We start from the raw sequence: 17,017 nt of genomic DNA on the forward strand, positions 1-17,017 counted from the left end.
GGATGTCGACCATGACCAGCCGAACCGATGCACCAGAGGGCTTCCTTTCGATCCGGAGCCTGACCAAGCGCTATGGCGACTTCGTCGCGGTCGACAATCTCGATCTCGAGGTGCCGAAGGGCGAGCTTGTCGCCTTCCTCGGCCCCTCGGGCTGCGGCAAGACGACTTCGCTGAGAATGATCGCGGGCCTCGTGCCCGCGACCTCCGGACGGATCGTCGTCGGCGGCAGCGACCTGACCGAGGTCGCGACGCATCGGCGCGACATGGGTCTGGTCTTCCAGAGCTATGCGCTGTTCCCGCACATGAGCGTGGCGCGCAACGTCGCTTTCGGCCTCGAGATGCGCAAAGTCGACAAGGGCGAGATCGCCAAGCGGGTGAAGGAGGCGATCGCGCTCGTCCACCTCACCGGCAAGGAGGAGCACCGGCCGGCCCAGCTCTCCGGCGGCCAGCAGCAGCGCGTGGCGCTGGCGCGTGCGCTCGTCATCCGTCCCTCGATCCTGCTCCTCGACGAGCCGCTCTCCAATCTCGATGCCAAGCTGCGCGACGAGATGCGCAACGAGATCCGCGACATCCAGAAGCGCCTCGGCATCACTGCGATCTTCGTGACGCATGATCAGGTCGAGGCGCTGACCATGTGCGACAAGGTCGTGGTGATGAATCAGGGCCGGCTCGAACAACTCGGAACCCCGGTCGAACTCTATGAGACGCCGAATACGGCCTTCGTCGCGAGCTTCGTCGGCCGCAGCAATCGCCTGACGGCTGTCGCCCGCAATGGCGCGGCCGAGTTCGCAGGCCAGCGCATAGCCGCTCCCGCCGGCCTCGAGGGACCGGTGCAGGTGATGATCCGCCCGCATCGCCTCGGGCTTTCGCCGGACACTGCTGCAGCCGCGGATTCCGCGCGCCAGCACGTTTCGGGCACCGTCGCCCGCGCGATCTTCGCCGGCGACATCCTGCAATATGACGTCGATGTCGGTGGCCAGATCGTCTCGGTCGAGCTCGCGACCCGCGGCGGCGAGAGCGTGATCGAGCCGGGCCGCCCGGTGACCCTGTCCTGGCGGCCGCAGGACATCTTCGTCTACGGAGCGGCAGCATGAGCGCCGTCGCGCCAGCCGCAGCGATGGCGGCCCCGATGCCGGCCGCGGAGCGGAGCAGCGGCCTGCCGCTGGTCGTGCTGCTGCTCCTGCCGATCGCGCTCGTGAACGCCTTCGGCTTCCTCGCACCCGTCTTCAACCTCCTGCGCATGTCGTTCTACGAGTCGCAGGCGACGGGCGCGATGGTCGAGGTCTATACGCTCGCGACCTGGGCCTCGGTGCTGCGTGACAGCTTCTACGCCGAGCTCATTCTCAACAGCATCCTGGTCAGCCTCGGAATCACGCTGATGACGCTGGTCTGCTCCTATCCGATCGCGCTCTATCTTCATCGCTCCAGCGGCACATGGCGCACGATCCTGCTCGTGCTGGTGATCTCGCCGCTGCTGACTTCGGCGGTGGTGCGGACCTATGGCTGGGTCGCGATCCTCTCGGAAAACGGACTCGTCAACAATGCGCTCGGTGCCATCGGCATCGCGCCGCTCAAGCTGATGTTCAACAAGACCGGCGTGGTGATCGGGCTGACCGAGATCCTGATGCCCTACATGATCCTCGCGCTGCTTGCCGGCTTCGGCCGGCTCGATCCGCGTGTCGAGGAGGCTGCGTCCACGCTCGGCGCGCCGCCGTGGAAGGTGTTTCGCCATATCGTCGTGCCGCTGACCCTGCCGGGCATCGCGCTTGGGTCGCTGCTCTGCTTCGTGCTGGCTGTCTCATCCTTCATCACGCCGAAGCTGCTCGGTGGCGGCCGTGTCTTCCTGCTTGCGACCGAAATCTACGACCAGGCCATCGTGACGCTGAACTGGCCGCTCGCCGCGACGCTCTCGATCCTCGTGCTCGTCATCTTCGGCGGTGCTCTCGTGCTCTACACCCGCGCCCTGCGCGCAATCATGTGAGGGGAGGACATCATGGACGAACGCCCGATTTCTCCCGCCCTGAAGATCCTCGCCGGTGCGATGTTCATCTTCCTGCTGGCGCCGTTGATCGTCGTCGTACCGATCTCGTTCTCCGGCGACAGCTACATGATGTTCCCGCCTTCGAGCTGGAGCACCAAATGGTACCCGGCGATCTTCGCGGACGGGAAGATGGTCTCCGCTTTCTGGACGAGCCTGTTGCTCGCCTTCCTGGTGACCGTGCTCAGCCTGCTGATCGGCCTGCCGGCGGCCTATGCCCTGGTCAGGCTCAAGCCGCGCGGCGCGGAATTCCTGTCGAGCCTGTTCACCGCGCCGCTGCTGCTGCCGACGATCGTGCTCGGCCTGGCGATCCTGATCGTGTTTTCCGGATATGGCCTACTCGCGACCTTCCAGGGTCTCGTTGCAGCGCATCTGGTCGTGACCTTGCCCTACGCCATCCGGGTGCTCTCGACCGCTCTCGCCACCCTGCCGATCCCGGTCGAGGAAGCGGCCGCGACGCTGGGCGCCTCGCCGCTGACGGTGTTTCGGCGCGTCACCCTGCCGATGATGCGCTCGGGCATTGTCGGCACCACGGCGCTCTGCTTCCTCGTCTCCTTCGACGAGGTCGTGCTCTCGCTCTTCATGACCGGCCCCCGCATCTCGACGCTGCCGGTTGCGATGTATCACCGCGTCGAACAGCAGGCCGATCCGCTGGTCGCGGCCTTGTCCGTGCTGCTCGTCGTGCTCACGCTCGTCGTCGTTCTGGTTGTCGACCGGACCTCCGGCCTCGCCAAGACCTTCGTCAAATGAACACCTTGGTCGCATCAGGACGGCCGGACAAAGGGAGCCGCATGGTCTCGAGCTGTCATGAAGCAGGCCGCTAGCCCGGCCGAACACTGAAGGCGGTCGGGCAGGGCCCGCCGCCGCGCCGAAACGCCCACTCTTCGAACCTGGCCTGCTCGCGGCGCGAGCGGGAACCCTGGAGTTTTGCCTGATGGAACAGGATATCCGCATCGCCGTCGATATCGGCGGCACCTTCACCGATATCGAGATCCTCGATGCCGGTACCGGCGCGATCCACCAGATCAAGACCCCGAGTACACCGAAGGATCCGTCCGTCGGCCTCCTCACCGGCATCCGCCAAGCGTCGGAGCGCTTCGGTTTCCCGCTGGAAGCAGTGCAATATCTGCTGCACGGTACCACGATCGCGACGAACGCGGTGCTGGAACGCAAGCTGCCACTCGGGGCAGTGGTCACCACGACGGGCTTCGAAGACGTGATGCAGATCGGCCGGCACGGCCGCAAGGACGTCTACGCGATCACCCTGGAGCAGCCGGAGCCGCTCGTCGCCCGCCGCTTCTGCTTCGGCGTCGAGGAGCGCGTCGGTGCAGACGGGCGGATCATTACTCCGCTGCATGAGGACGGCGTTCGCAGGATCGCGTCCGAAATCGCCAGGGCCGGCGTCAGGTCGGTCGCGGTCTGCCTGCTGCACGCCTATGCCAATCCGGCCCATGAGCGGCGCGTTGGCGAGATTCTGTCTGACTTGCTGCCGGGCGTCGCCATCTCACTCGCCAGCGACATCTCGCCCGAGATCCGCGAATATGAACGCATGTCGACCACGGCGCTGAACGCGCTGCTGGTGCCGATCGTCCAGAGCTATACCGACCGTCTCGCCGGGCGCCTCGCCGAGGAGGTGCCGCAGACTCAGGTCTACCTCGTCCAGTCCAATGGTGGTGTGTCCGGCCTGGCCAAGGCCGGGCGTGAGCCCGCCCGCCTGCTGCTCTCCGGCCCTAGCGGCGGTGCCGCGGCGGCCAGGCGCCTGTCGGCCGAGCTCGGCGAGCCCAATCTCGTCGCGGTTGACATGGGTGGGACCTCGTTCGACGTCTCCGTGGTCCATGACGGCGTGGTCTCGATGGTCAATGAGGGGGAGGTCGATGGCCTGCCCGTGCGGCTGCCGATGATCGAGATGCGCACCATCGGCGCCGGTGGCGGCTCGATCGCCTGGGTCGATGACGGCAATCGCCTGCGCATCGGCCCGCACAGCGCCGGAGCCGATCCCGGCCCGGCCTGTTACGGCAAGGGTGGTATCGCGCTCACCGTGACCGACGCCAATCTCCTGCTCGGTCGGCTCGACGGCAAGAGCTTCATGGGCGGGGCGATGCCGCTCGACCGTGAGGCCGCGCGGCGCGCTGCCGAAACCGTGGCGGCGCCGCTAGGGCTCTCCGTCGACAGGACCGCGGCCGGCGTCATCGACGTCGCGAATTCGGCGCTGGCCATGGCGATCCGGCTCTCGCTCTTCGAGAAGGGGCTCGACCCCGAGGATTTCGCCATGCTGTCCTTCGGCGGTGCCGGTGGTGTCCATGCCTGCGAGGTGGCGGAGGAACTCGGCATCCGCCGTGTCATCTTCCCCGCCCATGCCTCGACGCTCTCGGCCTGGGGCATCCTCTGGTCCGATATCGCCCATGATCTCGGCGCCACGCAGATCGGCCTCTTCGATGAACTCGCGCCGGGCCTGGAAGCGACCGCGTCCCGCCTCGTCACGGAGGCGGAAGCGCTGCTCGCCGAGGACGGTGTCGCGCCCGCGGCACGCCGTTTCGAATGGGCCGTCGACCTGCGCTATGCCGGTCAGGCCTTCGACCTGCGTGTGCCGCTGGACGAGGCTGATTTCTCGGCCGCTGGTGTCGCCAAGGCGAGTGCCTCCTTCCACGCCCTGCACAAGCAGCGCTTTTCCTATGACGAGCCCGAGGTCCTGGTCGAAATCGTCGCCCTGCGCCTAAAGGCAGTGGGAGCGCTGGCCAAGCCCGTGCCGGCGCGCCAGGCCGCCGGCTCCGCGAAACCGGCCGCACAGTCGCGCCCGGTCCATGGCCGGGGAGCGGCAGTCGACACCCCGGTCTGGGAGCGCGATGCAATCGGCACCACCGATCCCGTCAGCGGCCCGGCCGTCGTCGAAGAGCCCTACACCTCGATCTACCTGCCGGCCGGCTGGAACATCGTCACCCATTCCGCCGGCGCCCTGATCGCCGACCGCATCACCGCGCAGTGAGGCCCGACACCATGAGCGACATTTTCAAGGGCATCGACCCCGTCCGCCTCGAAGTCATCCGCAATGCGCTGGTCGCTGCGGCCGAGGAAATGAGCATCACGATCTGGCGCACCAGCCGCTCGACCGTGGTTCGCGAAATCCTGGATTTCTCGACCGCCGTCTTCGATGCGCAAGGCCGCAACATCGCCCAGTCCGCGCGCATCCCGGTTCACCTGAACTCGATGTCGGACTGCCTGCGCACGATCCTCGATCGCTTCATTCCACTCGACCAGTGGAACGACGGCGATGTCATCGTCACCAATGATCCCTATTCCGGCGGCCAGCATCTGCCTGATATCCAGACCTTCCGGCCGGTTTTCGTTGATGGCGAACGGGTCGGCATCGTCGGTACGCTCTGCCACCATGTCGATGTCGGCGGCGGTGCGGCCGGCAGCTACTATGCCAATGCGACGGAGGTCTTCCAGGAAGGCATCCGCATCCCGCCGCTGCGCCTCGTCGACAGAGGCGTGCTCAACACCGGCGTCTTCGAGATGCTGCTGCACAATGTGCGCCAGCCCGACGAGACGCGCGGCGACCTCAACGCGCAGATCGCCGCACTCGGCATCGGCGAGCGGGCCGTGGCGCGCATGGCCCGCAAATACGGCTCCGCCTCGCTCGCAGCCGCAATGTCGGCCATCCTCGACGGCTCCGAGCGCATGGTGCGCGCCGCGCTGAAGGCGCTTCCCGACAGCGAATCCTCCTTCGTCGAACTGGTCGATGATGATGGCCAGTCGGAAGAGCCGATCCGCCTTGCGGTGAAGATCATCAAGCGCGGCGAGACCATCACGCTCGATTTTGAGGGGTCGAGCCCGCAGGTGAAGGGGCCGGTCAACAACACCCCCGCCATGACCTGCTCGGCCGTCTACTACGCGCTGCTGGCGGCACTCGGCGGCGAGATCCCGGCCAATTCCGGCTGCTATCGCGCCGTCACCGTGAAGCTGCCGGAAGGCAGCGTGGTCAACGCGGTCTTCCCGGCGCCCGTCGCCGGCCGCATGGTCGTCAACCATCGCATCGCGACCGCCGTCTTCGGCGCGCTGGCGCAGATCATGCCGGAGCGCATCCCGGCTGCCTATTACGCGATCTCCTATGTCTACGCGCTGCAGACGACGAACCCGAAGGGCAAGCGCCAGGTCTATTTCGACATTGAGGTTGGCGGTTGGGGCGGACATGCCAGAGGCGACGGCGCGAGCGCGCTCTCCTGCGGCCTGCACAACAATACCAATGCCCCGATCGAGATGGTCGAGGCCAAGTACCCGGTGACCTTCACCAGATACGGGCTCATTCCCGACTCCGGCGGCGCCGGTGAATTCCGTGGCGGGCTGGGCCTCGTGCGGGAATGGCGATTGGACGCGGCCGAGGGCTCGCTCTCGACCAATTTCGAGCGTTTCCGGCATGCGCCCTATGGCATTGGCGGCGGAGAGCCCGGTTCGCTCAGCCGCACCACCGTGACGCGCGCGGACGGCTCGAAACTTTCTCTCCAATCCAAGGTCTCGGGCATCCCGTTGAAGGCCGGCGACACCGTCACCATCGAGACATCCGGCGGCGGCGGCTTCGGCGATCCGGCGCGGCGCGATCCGAAGCGCCTCGCCAAGGACCTCTCCKACGGGCTGGTGACGCCGAAGGCCGCGTCCCGGTTCTACGGCGCCGAACAGGACAAGGAGGAGGCGGCATGAACACGCAGAGTTCCGCCGACGGCGTTCAGATGACGCTCGCCCAGGTCGAGGCGCTGACGCGGCGCGTGCTGCTCGCCTGCGGGGTCGATCCGCGCAACGAAGCGCCGATCACGGCTTCCGTCGTCGCGGCGGAGGCCGAAGGCGTGCATAGCCACGGCCTCGCGCGCCTGCCGACCTATTGCGAACACGCCCGCGTCGGCAAGATCGACGGGAAGGCGCGCCCCGTGCTCGATAGCCCGAAGCCGGGCCTGGTCCGCATCGATGCCAAGGGCGGCTTTGCCCATCCGGCGATCGATTTCGGCCTGCCGGCTTTGTGCGAGGCGGCAAAGGCCCAGGGCATCGCCGCCCTCGCCGTCACCAACTCCTATAATTGCGGCGTGGTCGGCTATCATGTCGAACGCATCGCGCAGAATGGCTTGCTGGCCCTGGCCTTCGTCAACGCTCCGGCCTCGATCGCGCCGGCGGGCGGTGCCACGCCGGTCTTCGGCACCAATCCGATCGCCTTTGCGGTGCCACGTGCGGGGCGCGAGCCGTTGGTGCTCGACCAATCCTCCAGCGTCGTCGCCAAGAGCGAAATCGTCGTCCAACAGCAGCGCGGCGAGGCGATCCCGCTCGGCTGGGCGTTGGACAGGGACGGCAATCCGACGACCGATCCCAAGGCCGCGCTGGCCGGTGGTTCGATGGTCCCGTCCGGCGGCTACAAGGGCGCCGGCCTTGCCTTGATCGTCGAGGTCTTCGCAGCCTGGCTGACCGGCGCCAGTCTCTCGATCGATGCGTCCTCCTTCGCCGACAATCTCGGCGGCTCGCCCCGCACCGGCCAGTTTTTCATCGCGATCGACCCTGGCGAACTGGTGGGCGAGGGCGCTTCGTCCCGCCTCGAGCGCCTGTTCGATGCGGTGGCCGGTCAGCCCGGCGCCMGCCTGCCGGGCGAGCGTCGCGCCGGCGCCCGCACACGCACGGCGACCGACGGCATCATCATTTCGCGCAAGCTCTTCGACACGATCGAGGCCTACGCCAGACCGGCATAGGCTCTGCATGGGGTGGCGCGGCTTGCGCTCCGGCACGGCCGCTCCCACACTCGTACGGGCAGGATCCGGGGGACAGCTTGATGACATACCGCGTCACGGTCGGAGGGCATGTCCACGTCTTTGCCGATCTGAAGCAGTTGATGGCGAAGGCGACGCCACTGCGTTCCGGCGACATGCTGGCCGGCATCGCCGCCGCCAGCATGGAAGAGAACATGGCGGCGAAGATCGCGCTCGCCGACCTGCCCCTGCGAACCTTTCTCAATGAGGCGCTGGTGCCTTACGAGGACGACGAGGTCACCCGCCTGATTCTCGATACCCATGATGCGGCCGCCTTCGCGCCGATCGCGTCGCAGACGGTCGGCGAGTTCCGAGACTGGCTCTGCTCGGAGAAGGCGACGCCGGAGGTCCTGGCCGCTATCGCACCCGGCGTGACGCCCGAAATGGCAGCCGCCGTTTCCAAGCTGATGCGGAACCAGGATCTCATCCTGGTTGCCCGCAAATGCCGGGTCGTCACGCGCTTTCGCGACACGATCGGCCTGCCCGGCACGATGGCCGTGCGCCTCCAGCCGAACCATCCGACCGACGATGCCGCCGGCATCCTCGCCTCGACGATCGACGGGCTGCTCTATGGCTGTGGCGATGCCGTGATCGGCATCAACCCGGCGTCCGATTCCCTGCCGGTGCTCGGTGATCTCGTCCGCCTGCTCGACGAGTTGATCCACCGCTTCGACATTCCCACGCAAAGCTGCGTGCTGACCCATGTCACCAGTGCGATCGCGCTGATCGGGCAGGGCGCGCCGGTCGATCTCGTCTTCCAATCCGTCGCCGGCACGCAGAAGGCCAATGAATCCTTCGGTATTTCGCTGTCTGTGCTCCAGGAAGGCCTGGAGGCCGGGCGTTCGCTGAAGCGCGGCACAATCGGCGACAACGTGATGTATTTCGAGACCGGACAGGGCTCCGCGCTCTCGGCCGACGCCCATCACGGCGTCGACCAGCAGACGCTGGAAGCGCGGGCCTATGCCGTCTGCCGGCCCTTCGAGCCGCTGCTGGTGAACACGGTCGTCGGCTTCATCGGCCCGGAATATCTCTATGACGGCAAGCAGATCATCCGTGCCGGGCTGGAGGATCATTTCTGCGGCAAGCTGATGGGCGTGCCGCTCGGATGCGACGTCTGCTACACCAACCATGCCGAGGCCGATCAGGACGACATGGACACGCTTCTGACCCTGCTCGGCACGGCCGGGGTCAATTTCGTCATGGGCGTGCCCGGCGCCGACGACGTCATGCTGAATTACCAGTCCACCTCCTTCCACGACCAACTCTATGTCCGCGAGGTGCTCGGGCTGCGACGCGCACCCGAGTTCGAGGCCTGGCTGCGACGCATGGACATCACGGATGAGGCCGGGCGGTTGAGCAGCGGGCGGGGTGGGCAGGCCTTGCTGGCGGCCATGCAGGGGCAGGCGGCGTGAGCGGCGACGACATGCTCCCGGCCGACGAGCGCTGGGCGGCGCTGACGCGGCTGACGCCGGCCCGCATTGCGCTCGGCCGCGCGGGTGCTTCCTTGCCGACGCGCGAGGTCCTGCGCTTCGGCCTCGCCCATGCGCAGGCACGCGACGCGGTTCATATCCCGTTCCGCCCCGAAGAGGTCGCGGCCGAACTCGCAGCGCTATCGCTGGAGACGGTGCAGGTTGAGAGCGCCGCCCCCTCGCGCGATCTCTATCTGCGGCGACCCGATCTCGGGCGGCGTCTCTCTCCCGAGGCGCAGGCGATGCTGCAGGCCCGACGCGGTGCGTTCGATTTCGCCTTCGTCGTCGCCGATGGCCTGTCCTCGACGGCAGTCCAGCAGAATGCGGCGCCGCTCATCGCCGCGATGCTGCCGTTACTGCAGCGCCAGGGGCTGACACTCGCGCCGGTCGTGATTGCGAGCCAGGCACGCGTCGCGCTGGGCGACGAGGCGGCCGAGGCACTGGGCGCCCGCCTCGTCGCGGTGCTGATCGGCGAGCGACCCGGCCTGTCCTCACCGGACTCGCTTGGCGTCTATCTCACCTTCGCGCCGCGGCGCGGCCTGAGCGATGCCACGCGCAATTGCGTCTCGAACATCCGCCCGGGCGGGCTCTCCTTCGAACACGCGGCCGTCAAGCTCGCCTGGCTTACACGGGAAGCGCTCAGGCGTTCGCTGACAGGCGTCGAACTCAAGGACGAGAGCGAGCCTGCATTGGAGGCGGGTCAGGCAGCGACCAGGCCTTCAATCACGACGGGATGAATCCGTCTTGATGTCGACCTCATCGCGACTCTGCCGCAACCTCGAGCCGGCCCCCTGCATGCCCCAGCCAGGCTGACCGCAGGTTCCTGCGCCGCGGGGTCGTCAACGTCGTCGGGCATCGTCCCGGATCATCTGGGCACCCTTTTCAGCAATCATCATCGTCGGGGCGGCCGTATTGCCCGAGGTGATGCGCGGCATCGCGGAAGCGTCGATGACGCGCAGGCCCTCGACACCGCGCAGGCGCAGGCGTTCGTCGAGCACGGCGCCGGCATCGTCGTCTCGTCCCATCCTGGCGGTTCCGGCCGGGTGGAAGATCGTCGTGCCGAGCCGGCCTGCCGCCTCCAGAAGCTCCGCATCCGACGTCACCGAGGGACCAGGCACATGTTCCTGGGGCTTGAATCGTGCGAGCGGCTGCTGCGCGACGATCCGGCGCGCGAGCTTCAGCGCATCGACCGCGACCTGCCTGTCCTCATCCGTTGCGAGATAGTTCGGCGAGATAGCGGGAGCGTCGCTCGCGTCGGGGCTCTTCAGATGCACGCTGCCACGGCTCGAAGGTCTCAGGTTGCAGACACTGGCGGTGAAGGCGCCGAACGGGTGCAGCCCGTCGCCCCATTTGTCGAGCGAAAGCGGCTGGAAATGGAATTCGAGATTGGCCGTGGCGTAATCCGGCGAGGATTTGGCGAAGGCTCCGACCTGCGAGGGCGCCATGGTCAGCGGCCCGGTGCGCAGCGCCGCATATTCCAGCGCCATCAGCGGCCTGCGCCAGAGTTTCGCATAGTCGCTGTTGAGGGTGCGCACGCCCTCCACCTTGTAGACGGGCCTGATCTGCAAATGGTCCTGAAGGTTCTCGCCGACGCCCGGCAGATGGCGCCGCGTCTCGATGCCCAGAGCCTGGAGCCGTTCGCCGTCGCCGATGCCTGATCGCTCGAGAATGGCAGGTGAGCCGACTGCGCCGGCGCTCAGCACGACCTCGCCACTCACGTCCACCCGCAGATTCTCACCCTGATGGATGAATTCGACCGCGCGAGCGCGGCCCTCCTCGATGATGATGCGCTCGACCAGCACATGGGTTTCCAGCCGGATATTGGAGCGGCCAAGCGCCGGAACCAGGAAGGCGCGATAGGAACTCACCCGCCGGCCGCGCTTCTGGTTGACCTGAAAATAGGCCGACCCTTCATTGTCGCCGGTGTTGAAGTCGTCGATCTTGGCGATTCCCGCCGCTTGTGCCGCATCCCGGACGGCATCGAGAATCGCCCAGCGCACGCGCGGGTTCTCGACGCGCCATTCGCCGCCGGAGCGATGCAATCCGCCGGGCGGCGGCGCGATATGGTCTTCGTGCTTCAGGAAATAGGGCAGTACGTCGTCCCAGCTCCAGCCCTGCAGGCCGAGTTGCCGCCAGCCGTCATAATCGGCCGCCTGGCCGCGCATGTAGATCATCGCATTGATCGCCGAACAGCCGCCGACGACCTTGCCGCGCGGATAGGCGAGCGCCCGGCCGCCCAGCCCCGCCTGCGGCTCGGTCTGGAACCGCCAATCGGCACGCGGATTGCCGATCGCGTAGAGATAGCCGACCGGGACGTGGAACCAGATCCAGTCGTCCATGCCACCGGCTTCCAGCACGAGCACGCGCTTGGATGGATCGGCCGAGAGCCGGTTCGCGAGCAGGCAGCCCGCCGACCCCGCACCGATCACGACATAGTCGAAGGTGCCGATATTCCTGCGATCAGACATGGCATCCTGCTGGCAAAGGAGAGGCGTGGGCTTTGCCACCTTTCGGGAGCGGCGCCCGAACCATCAGGAAGACCGAAGGAAAAGCCAAGCCCCGGGGCAAGGGCGCGCATGCGTCTTTAGTTCTGATTGCGCCAGTCCTGTGCTGCCTGGCTCAGATGGGCCGAGAGCAGGGCGACGGCACGCGGCCGATCCCCCGCGGCCAAAGCGTCGAGGATGGCGAGATGGTCCTCGCAGGACTGTTTGATCTGGTCAGGCGTCAATTGCGGGAAGTCKACGAACTGATGCATGCGCCGCAGGGCATTCTGGCGCTTGACCGCCTGCAGGAAGAAGCGGTTGCGTGACCATGAGGCGAGCGTCTCATGGAATTCCGCATTCACCTGGAACCACATGTCCGGMGCGATCTCGGAGGCGGGCTTGCGCATCAGCGCCTCATGCGCGTTGCGCATCTTTTCCAGAGCGGCGCCATCGATGCGGTAGTCGGGTTGGCTGAGCGCCGCGGTCTCGACCGCCTCGCGGAAGGCATAGCTCTCGAGGATAGCCTGCGGGTTATCGAGGCTTTCCGAGAACTGCCAGCCATGGCCGCGCTGGCGCTGGACGATTCCTTCCGCGGAGAGGCGCAACAAAGCGCGCCGCATTTCGCCGCGCGACGCGCCGAAATGCACAAGCAACGCGTTCTCCGTCACCGATAGCGGGATCAGGCCCGAGGCGCGGTCGTTCAGGATCTTCCGGTAGAGCTCCGCGCCGCCGTCAGCGTCATTGCTGCATTCCGCGATGACCGCGGCATCGATCGGGCGGTTGAGCTTGAAGCCCGAGCCGAGCTCCCGCCGCAGAATGCCGCGTTCGCTGAGATCGATCAGGGCGCGGCGCACAGGCGTTCGTGAAACACCGAGGCGCGCGGCCAGTGGCTTTTCTCCGACCGCGGCATCGACCGCCCATCCTTCGTCCCGACCGAGCCGCAGGATGTCACCAATGATTTCGCGATGCAGTCCGCTCGACACGTGGGCGTCTCCGAAGCTTCCCTTTCTTGCCATTGACAATAAGGTTTGGCGATGGTCCAGTGTATATAACTGCAATAAAAAACACAGAGCCTGTGGATGATTGCACCATTTCCCTTCGTCTCGGTATCTGGGTCGCCTTACGAGCGAGGGCGGCAACATGGTGCGGCGGTGACAGATCGCGTGCATCGCAGCGCACGGTTCTACGCAGGCCAGCTCGACAGGCTCGGATCGAAGCCAGGTGAACGTGAAGCGTTGATCGCCGAGTTCAGCCGGGGAATTGCTGCCTTCGACGAGGCCTATCTCGAGGAAATGCGCGGCATTGCCGATGGGGCCGGCCTCGACCTCTCGGCGATCATCATGATCAATGCACGGACCGAGATCGTCGCCAAGGCGCGCCTCCTTGCCTCCCGCCCCATCGATGAGGACGATGAGGAGGAGGAGGAGGAGAAGATGGCCGATGGCTGCACCGGCGCCATCATCCTGCCGGAGCGAAGCTGGAGCGGGAGCATCATCCAGGGGCAGAACTGGGACTGGCAGCCGGAATGCGCGGAAACCGCGATCGTGTTGCGCGTGCACCGGCAGGATGGGCCCGATCTGCTCACTTTCGTCGAGGCGGGCGGCCTTGGCCGTCACGGCATGAACGAAGCCGGCATCTGCGTGACCGGCAATTATCTGCGCAGTGATCGCGACTACCGCCAGGAAGGCGTTCCGCTCGCCTTGGTGCGCCGCAAGGCACTGGAGCAGGAGCACCTGGCACTGGCGATGAAGGTGATGGCGACCACGCCGAAGGCCTGTTCGACCAATATGATGCTGAGCCAGGACCGGGGCTTTGCCATCGACCTCGAATGCGCCCCGGACGAGGCCTTTCCGGTCTACCCGGAAGATGGGCTCATCGTGCACGCGAATCACTGGATCAGTCCGGTCGCGCTTGCCAAGCTACGCGATACCGGCTTCGGCTCACCCGACAGTCACTACCGCGACTGGCGTGTCAGGCGATTGCTGACCGAGCCGCAGCGTTTCCTGACGCGGGAGGACCTGAAGGCCGCGCTCTTCGACGATTTCCTGTCGCCCTATGCCGTCTGTCGCCCGCCACGAGCCGGAGCGACCGGTGATTTGACGGCGAGCGTCGCGATGATCGTGATGGAGCCCGGGCTCGGCATCATGGAGGTGGCGCCGCTGCCCGCGCTCAACCGACACTTCACCCGCTACAGCCTTTCCGGCGATCCGGTCGCCGTCGCGGCTGCGGCCTGACACGGGGATTGGGAGGTCCTTGCTCATGAGACGTGCTTCACGAACGCGCATTGCGGCGATGGCGCTGCTCGCGGCACTGTCGAGTGCTCCGGTGGCAGCGCAAACCCTGACCATCGCTCTCAGGGCCGATATTCGCGGCACGAATCCGGGCGTCAATCGCGACGACGACAGCGACGCGGTGACCCTCCACATGGTCGAAGGGCTGGTCGCCTATCGCGAAGGCGGCACCGTCGGGCCCATGCTGGCGGAGAAGGTCGAGACCTCACCGGATGGGTTGAGCTACACCTTCGAACTGCGCAAGGGACTGACCTTCCACAACGGTGCGCCGCTGACCGCCGCGGACGTCGTCTGGAGTTGGCAGCGATATATGGACCCGAAAACGGAATGGCGTTGCCTTGCCGATTTCGACGGCCGCAGCGGGCTCAAGGTCGAAGCGGTCGAAGCCGTGTCGCCAACCACCGTGCGAATGCGCATCAACGAGCCCAACGCGCTCTTTCTGTTCTCGCTGGCGCGCACCGATTGCGGCAGCGCCGCAGTAATCCATAAGGATTCGTTGAATCCTGACGGGTCGTGGAAAGCACCGGTCGGGACCGGCCCGTTCAAGTTCGGCGAGTGGCGGCGGGGCCAGCAGATCAGCCTGATGCGCTTCGCTGGCTACCAGTCGCTGCCCGGCGGCCTCGACGGCTTTGCCGGCAGCAAGCGGCCGCTCGTTCCGGAGGTCAGGTTCCTGGTCGTCCCGGATGCAGCCTCGGTGAAGGCCGGCCTGATCGCAGGCCAGATCGACATCGCCGAAGTGCTGGGCTCTGATGTCTCCGAGCTGAAGAAGGCTCCCGGTATAACGGTCCAGACCGCGACCACGGCAGCGCGCCATGCACTGCTCTTCCAGACCAATGACCCGATCTTCAGGACGCCGGCGATGCGCCAGGCGCTTGCGGCGGCCATCGATTTCAGCCAGCTCGTCGCGATCGTCTCCGATCTCGGCGTGCAGCCGAACAACTCCACGATCCACGCCAAGTCGGCCTATCACAGCGACGTGCAGAACCTCTCGCACGGCTACGATCCGGCGCGTGCKAAGAAGCTTCTCACCGAGGCCGGCTACAAGGGCGAGCGGCTGAAGATCACCACCAATAACCGTAAATCGGCGCCAAGCTTCAACATCGCAGTCGTGCTGCAGTCGATGTTCCAGGCCGTCGGCGTCAACTCGGACATCGATGTCGTGGAGTGGGCGACCCATATGGATCGCTTCCTCAAGGGCAATTACCAGCTGATGGTGCATTCCTACTCGGCGCGGCTCGACCCGGCGCTGAGCTTCGAGCATTTCACCGGGCCGAAGGCGGACCAGCCCCGCAAGGTCTGGGATGACCCCGCTGTGATTGCGCTGCTCGACAAGGCCTCGAAGATCGAGAGCCCGGCCGAGCGTCAGAAGATCTTCGACGAACTGCACAAGCGGATGATCGACGACGTGCCGCTGGTGATGCTGTTCAACTCGATCGAAGCCTGGGCCTCGACGGCGCGCGTCTCCGGCTTCGTGCCGTGGGAGTCGCGCGTGCGGGCCTGGGAGGTTGCTATCAAGTCCTGAAGAGCCGATGCATCAATCGATGCTGCGCAGGGCAGTTGCGATGGTCGCGAAAACCAGGTCGATCTCGCCTTCCGAGACGATGAGCGGCGGCGACAGCACGATCGTGTCGCCCGACCCGCGCACCAGCACACCTGCCTCATAGCAGGCCTTGGCGCAGGCCGCTCCGCGCGCGCCGGGCTGCCCTGGCCGCGGTGTCAGCTCCACGGCGCCGAGCAGGCCGATGCTGCGGATGTCGGCAACATGCGGGGAGCCTTTGAGCGCCAGCGCACGCTCCTGCCAATGCGTGCTTGCCGCCTTTGCGCGCGCCACGATGCCCTGTTCGGCAAAGACATCGAGCGTGGCGAGCCCAGCGGCACAAGCGAGCGGGTGAGCCGAATAGGTATAGCCGTGGAACAGCTCGATCACCTCGGGCGGGCCGGCCATGAAGGCATCATAGACCGTATTCGAGACGATGACGCCGCCCATCGGCACCGCCCCATTGGTCATGCCCTTGGCGCAGGTGATGAGATCGGGCGTCACGCCGAATGCCTGCGCCGCGAATGGGGTGCCGAGGCGTCCAAAGCCCGTGATGACCTCGTCGAAGATCAGGAGCACGCCATGCTTGTCGCAGATCGCGCGCAGGCGCTCGAGATAACCCTTCGGCGGCGCGTAGACGCCGCCCGAGCCGGTCACCGGCTCGACGATGACGGCCGCGACGCTGGCCGGGTCGTTCATCTCGAGCACGCGCTCGAGTTCCTCGGCATAGGCCGCGCCGGTGTCCGGCTGGCCGCGCGAGAACGCCATGCCGGCATCATAGGGTAGGGCGAGATGGGCGACTTCCGGCAGCAGCGGGCCAAAGCCGCGCTTGTGCCGGCCGAGGCCTGCCACGGAAAGCCCGCCAAAACCCATGCCGTGATAGCCCTTGGCCCGGCCGATCAGCTTGGTGCGGCGCGCGTCGCCGCGCGCATGGTGATAGGCGCGTGCGATCTTGAGCGCGGTATCGACCGCCTCGGAGCCGGAATTGACGAAGAAGACGTGATCGAGCCCCTCGGGCGCGAAATCGCACAGCCGTGCCGCATAGGTCTGCGCGGCAGGATGGCTCATCTTGAACGAAGAGACGAAATCGAGGCGCCCAGCCGCCTCACGGATCGCCTCGACGATGCGCTGCTGGCCGTGGCCGGCATTGACGCACCAGAGGCCTGCCATCGCGTCGAGGACCTGGCGCCCTTCGGGAGTGAAGTAGTGCATGCCCTCGGCGCGCTCGAACAGCATCGGCTCCTGCTTGAAGCCGCGCATCGGCGTGAACGGCATCCAGAAGGCGTCCGGAGCGTTGCTGCGGTCGGTTTCGCTGCGAAGGGCGGTGGCTGGCATGAAGCGATCCTCGGGCGGGGCGATCCCATCACGGGCGCGCCATTGGCGAGAGGCGATACTGTCTTTATTCCGTACGAAAGACAA

At 66.4% G+C, this 17,017-nt stretch carries 13 protein-coding genes; 10 read left to right on the forward strand and 3 right to left on the reverse strand.

From position 1 onward, the window contains the following. The first annotated feature begins 11 nt into the window (after positions 1-11). The 8 genes from AC1DIO_RS17205 to eutC all read left to right on the forward strand — a co-directional run bounded on the left by AC1DIO_RS17205 (position 12) and on the right by eutC (position 10,024). Positions 12-1,094: an ABC transporter ATP-binding protein gene (locus AC1DIO_RS17205; RefSeq protein ID WP_476853738.1), complete on the forward strand. Its 1,083-nt coding sequence runs from the start codon at positions 12-14 to the stop codon at positions 1,092-1,094. Then, a complete protein-coding gene (locus AC1DIO_RS17210; protein WP_441490857.1) occupies positions 1,091-1,981 on the forward strand; it encodes an ABC transporter permease in 891 nt (296 codons plus the stop codon). Before AC1DIO_RS17205 ends, AC1DIO_RS17210 begins: the two co-directional genes overlap by 4 nt. Positions 1,982-1,993: 12 nt before the next feature. Continuing rightward, positions 1,994-2,788: an ABC transporter permease gene (locus AC1DIO_RS17215; protein WP_441507087.1), complete on the forward strand. Its 795-nt coding sequence runs from the start codon at positions 1,994-1,996 to the stop codon at positions 2,786-2,788. A gap of 184 nt (positions 2,789-2,972) precedes the next feature. Next, complete coding sequence (locus AC1DIO_RS17220) at positions 2,973-5,021, forward strand: hydantoinase/oxoprolinase family protein (RefSeq protein ID WP_441507088.1); 2,049 nt, start codon at positions 2,973-2,975, stop codon at positions 5,019-5,021. An 11-nt stretch (positions 5,022-5,032) separates the two neighbouring features. Beyond that, complete coding sequence (locus AC1DIO_RS17225; protein ID WP_476853739.1) at positions 5,033-6,733, forward strand: hydantoinase B/oxoprolinase family protein; 1,701 nt, start codon at positions 5,033-5,035, stop codon at positions 6,731-6,733. Further along, positions 6,730-7,761: an Ldh family oxidoreductase gene (locus tag AC1DIO_RS17230; protein WP_476853740.1), complete on the forward strand. Its 1,032-nt coding sequence runs from the start codon at positions 6,730-6,732 to the stop codon at positions 7,759-7,761. Before AC1DIO_RS17225 ends, AC1DIO_RS17230 begins: the two co-directional genes overlap by 4 nt. A gap of 80 nt (positions 7,762-7,841) precedes the next feature. After that, a complete protein-coding gene (locus AC1DIO_RS17235) occupies positions 7,842-9,230 on the forward strand; it encodes an ethanolamine ammonia-lyase subunit EutB (protein ID WP_441507091.1) in 1,389 nt (462 codons plus the stop codon). A gap of 11 nt (positions 9,231-9,241) precedes the next feature. Beyond that, on the forward strand, positions 9,242-10,024 hold the full coding sequence (eutC, locus tag AC1DIO_RS17240) for an ethanolamine ammonia-lyase subunit EutC (RefSeq protein ID WP_441507125.1): 783 nt from the start codon (positions 9,242-9,244) through the stop codon (positions 10,022-10,024). Between the two features lie 102 nt (positions 10,025-10,126). Here eutC and AC1DIO_RS17245 read toward each other — a convergent pair whose 3' ends face one another. Further along, positions 10,127-11,755 carry a GMC family oxidoreductase gene (locus tag AC1DIO_RS17245; protein WP_441507092.1) on the reverse strand — a complete coding sequence of 543 codons (1,629 nt, stop codon included), beginning with the start codon at positions 11,753-11,755 and terminating at the stop codon, positions 10,127-10,129. Positions 11,756-11,871: 116 nt separating this feature from the next. Further along, positions 11,872-12,939 carry an FCD domain-containing protein gene (locus AC1DIO_RS17250; RefSeq protein WP_476832515.1) on the reverse strand — a complete coding sequence of 356 codons (1,068 nt, stop codon included), beginning with the start codon at positions 12,937-12,939 and terminating at the stop codon, positions 11,872-11,874. On the opposite strand from AC1DIO_RS17250, the gene AC1DIO_RS17255 reads away from it, so the two are divergent. Beyond that, on the forward strand, positions 12,934-14,004 hold the full coding sequence (locus AC1DIO_RS17255; RefSeq protein WP_441507094.1) for a C45 family autoproteolytic acyltransferase/hydolase: 1,071 nt from the start codon (positions 12,934-12,936) through the stop codon (positions 14,002-14,004). The genes AC1DIO_RS17250 and AC1DIO_RS17255 overlap by 6 nt on opposite strands. 25 nt (positions 14,005-14,029) lie before the next feature. Further along, positions 14,030-15,583 (forward strand): ABC transporter substrate-binding protein, encoded by a 1,554-nt coding sequence (locus tag AC1DIO_RS17260; RefSeq protein WP_476853741.1) that lies wholly within the window; start codon positions 14,030-14,032, stop codon positions 15,581-15,583. 12 nt (positions 15,584-15,595) lie between these two features. On the opposite strand, the gene aptA is transcribed toward AC1DIO_RS17260, so the two are convergent. Continuing rightward, positions 15,596-16,933 carry an omega-aminotransferase AptA gene (gene aptA / locus AC1DIO_RS17265; RefSeq protein WP_441507096.1) on the reverse strand — a complete coding sequence of 446 codons (1,338 nt, stop codon included), beginning with the start codon at positions 16,931-16,933 and terminating at the stop codon, positions 15,596-15,598. Between the last annotated feature and the right edge of the window lie 84 nt (positions 16,934-17,017).

This window comes from Allobosea sp. 05T439, from assembly GCF_056396005.1.

Bases quoted from the DNA above. Each gene is read 5' to 3' on its own strand.
- AC1DIO_RS17205 (WP_476853738.1), top strand. From the start codon at position 12: ATGACCAGCCGAACCGATGCACCAGAGGGCTTCCTTTCGATCCGGAGC.
- AC1DIO_RS17210 (WP_441490857.1), top strand. From the start codon at position 1,091: ATGAGCGCCGTCGCGCCAGCCGCAGCGATGGCGGCCCCGATGCCGGCC.
- AC1DIO_RS17215 (WP_441507087.1), top strand. From the start codon at position 1,994: ATGGACGAACGCCCGATTTCTCCCGCCCTGAAGATCCTCGCCGGTGCG.
- AC1DIO_RS17220 (WP_441507088.1), top strand. From the start codon at position 2,973: ATGGAACAGGATATCCGCATCGCCGTCGATATCGGCGGCACCTTCACC.
- AC1DIO_RS17235 (WP_441507091.1), top strand. From the start codon at position 7,842: ATGACATACCGCGTCACGGTCGGAGGGCATGTCCACGTCTTTGCCGAT.
- eutC (WP_441507125.1), top strand. From the start codon at position 9,242: ATGCTCCCGGCCGACGAGCGCTGGGCGGCGCTGACGCGGCTGACGCCG.
- AC1DIO_RS17245 (WP_441507092.1), bottom strand. From the start codon at position 11,755: ATGTCTGATCGCAGGAATATCGGCACCTTCGACTATGTCGTGATCGGT.
- aptA (WP_441507096.1), bottom strand. From the start codon at position 16,933: ATGCCAGCCACCGCCCTTCGCAGCGAAACCGACCGCAGCAACGCTCCG.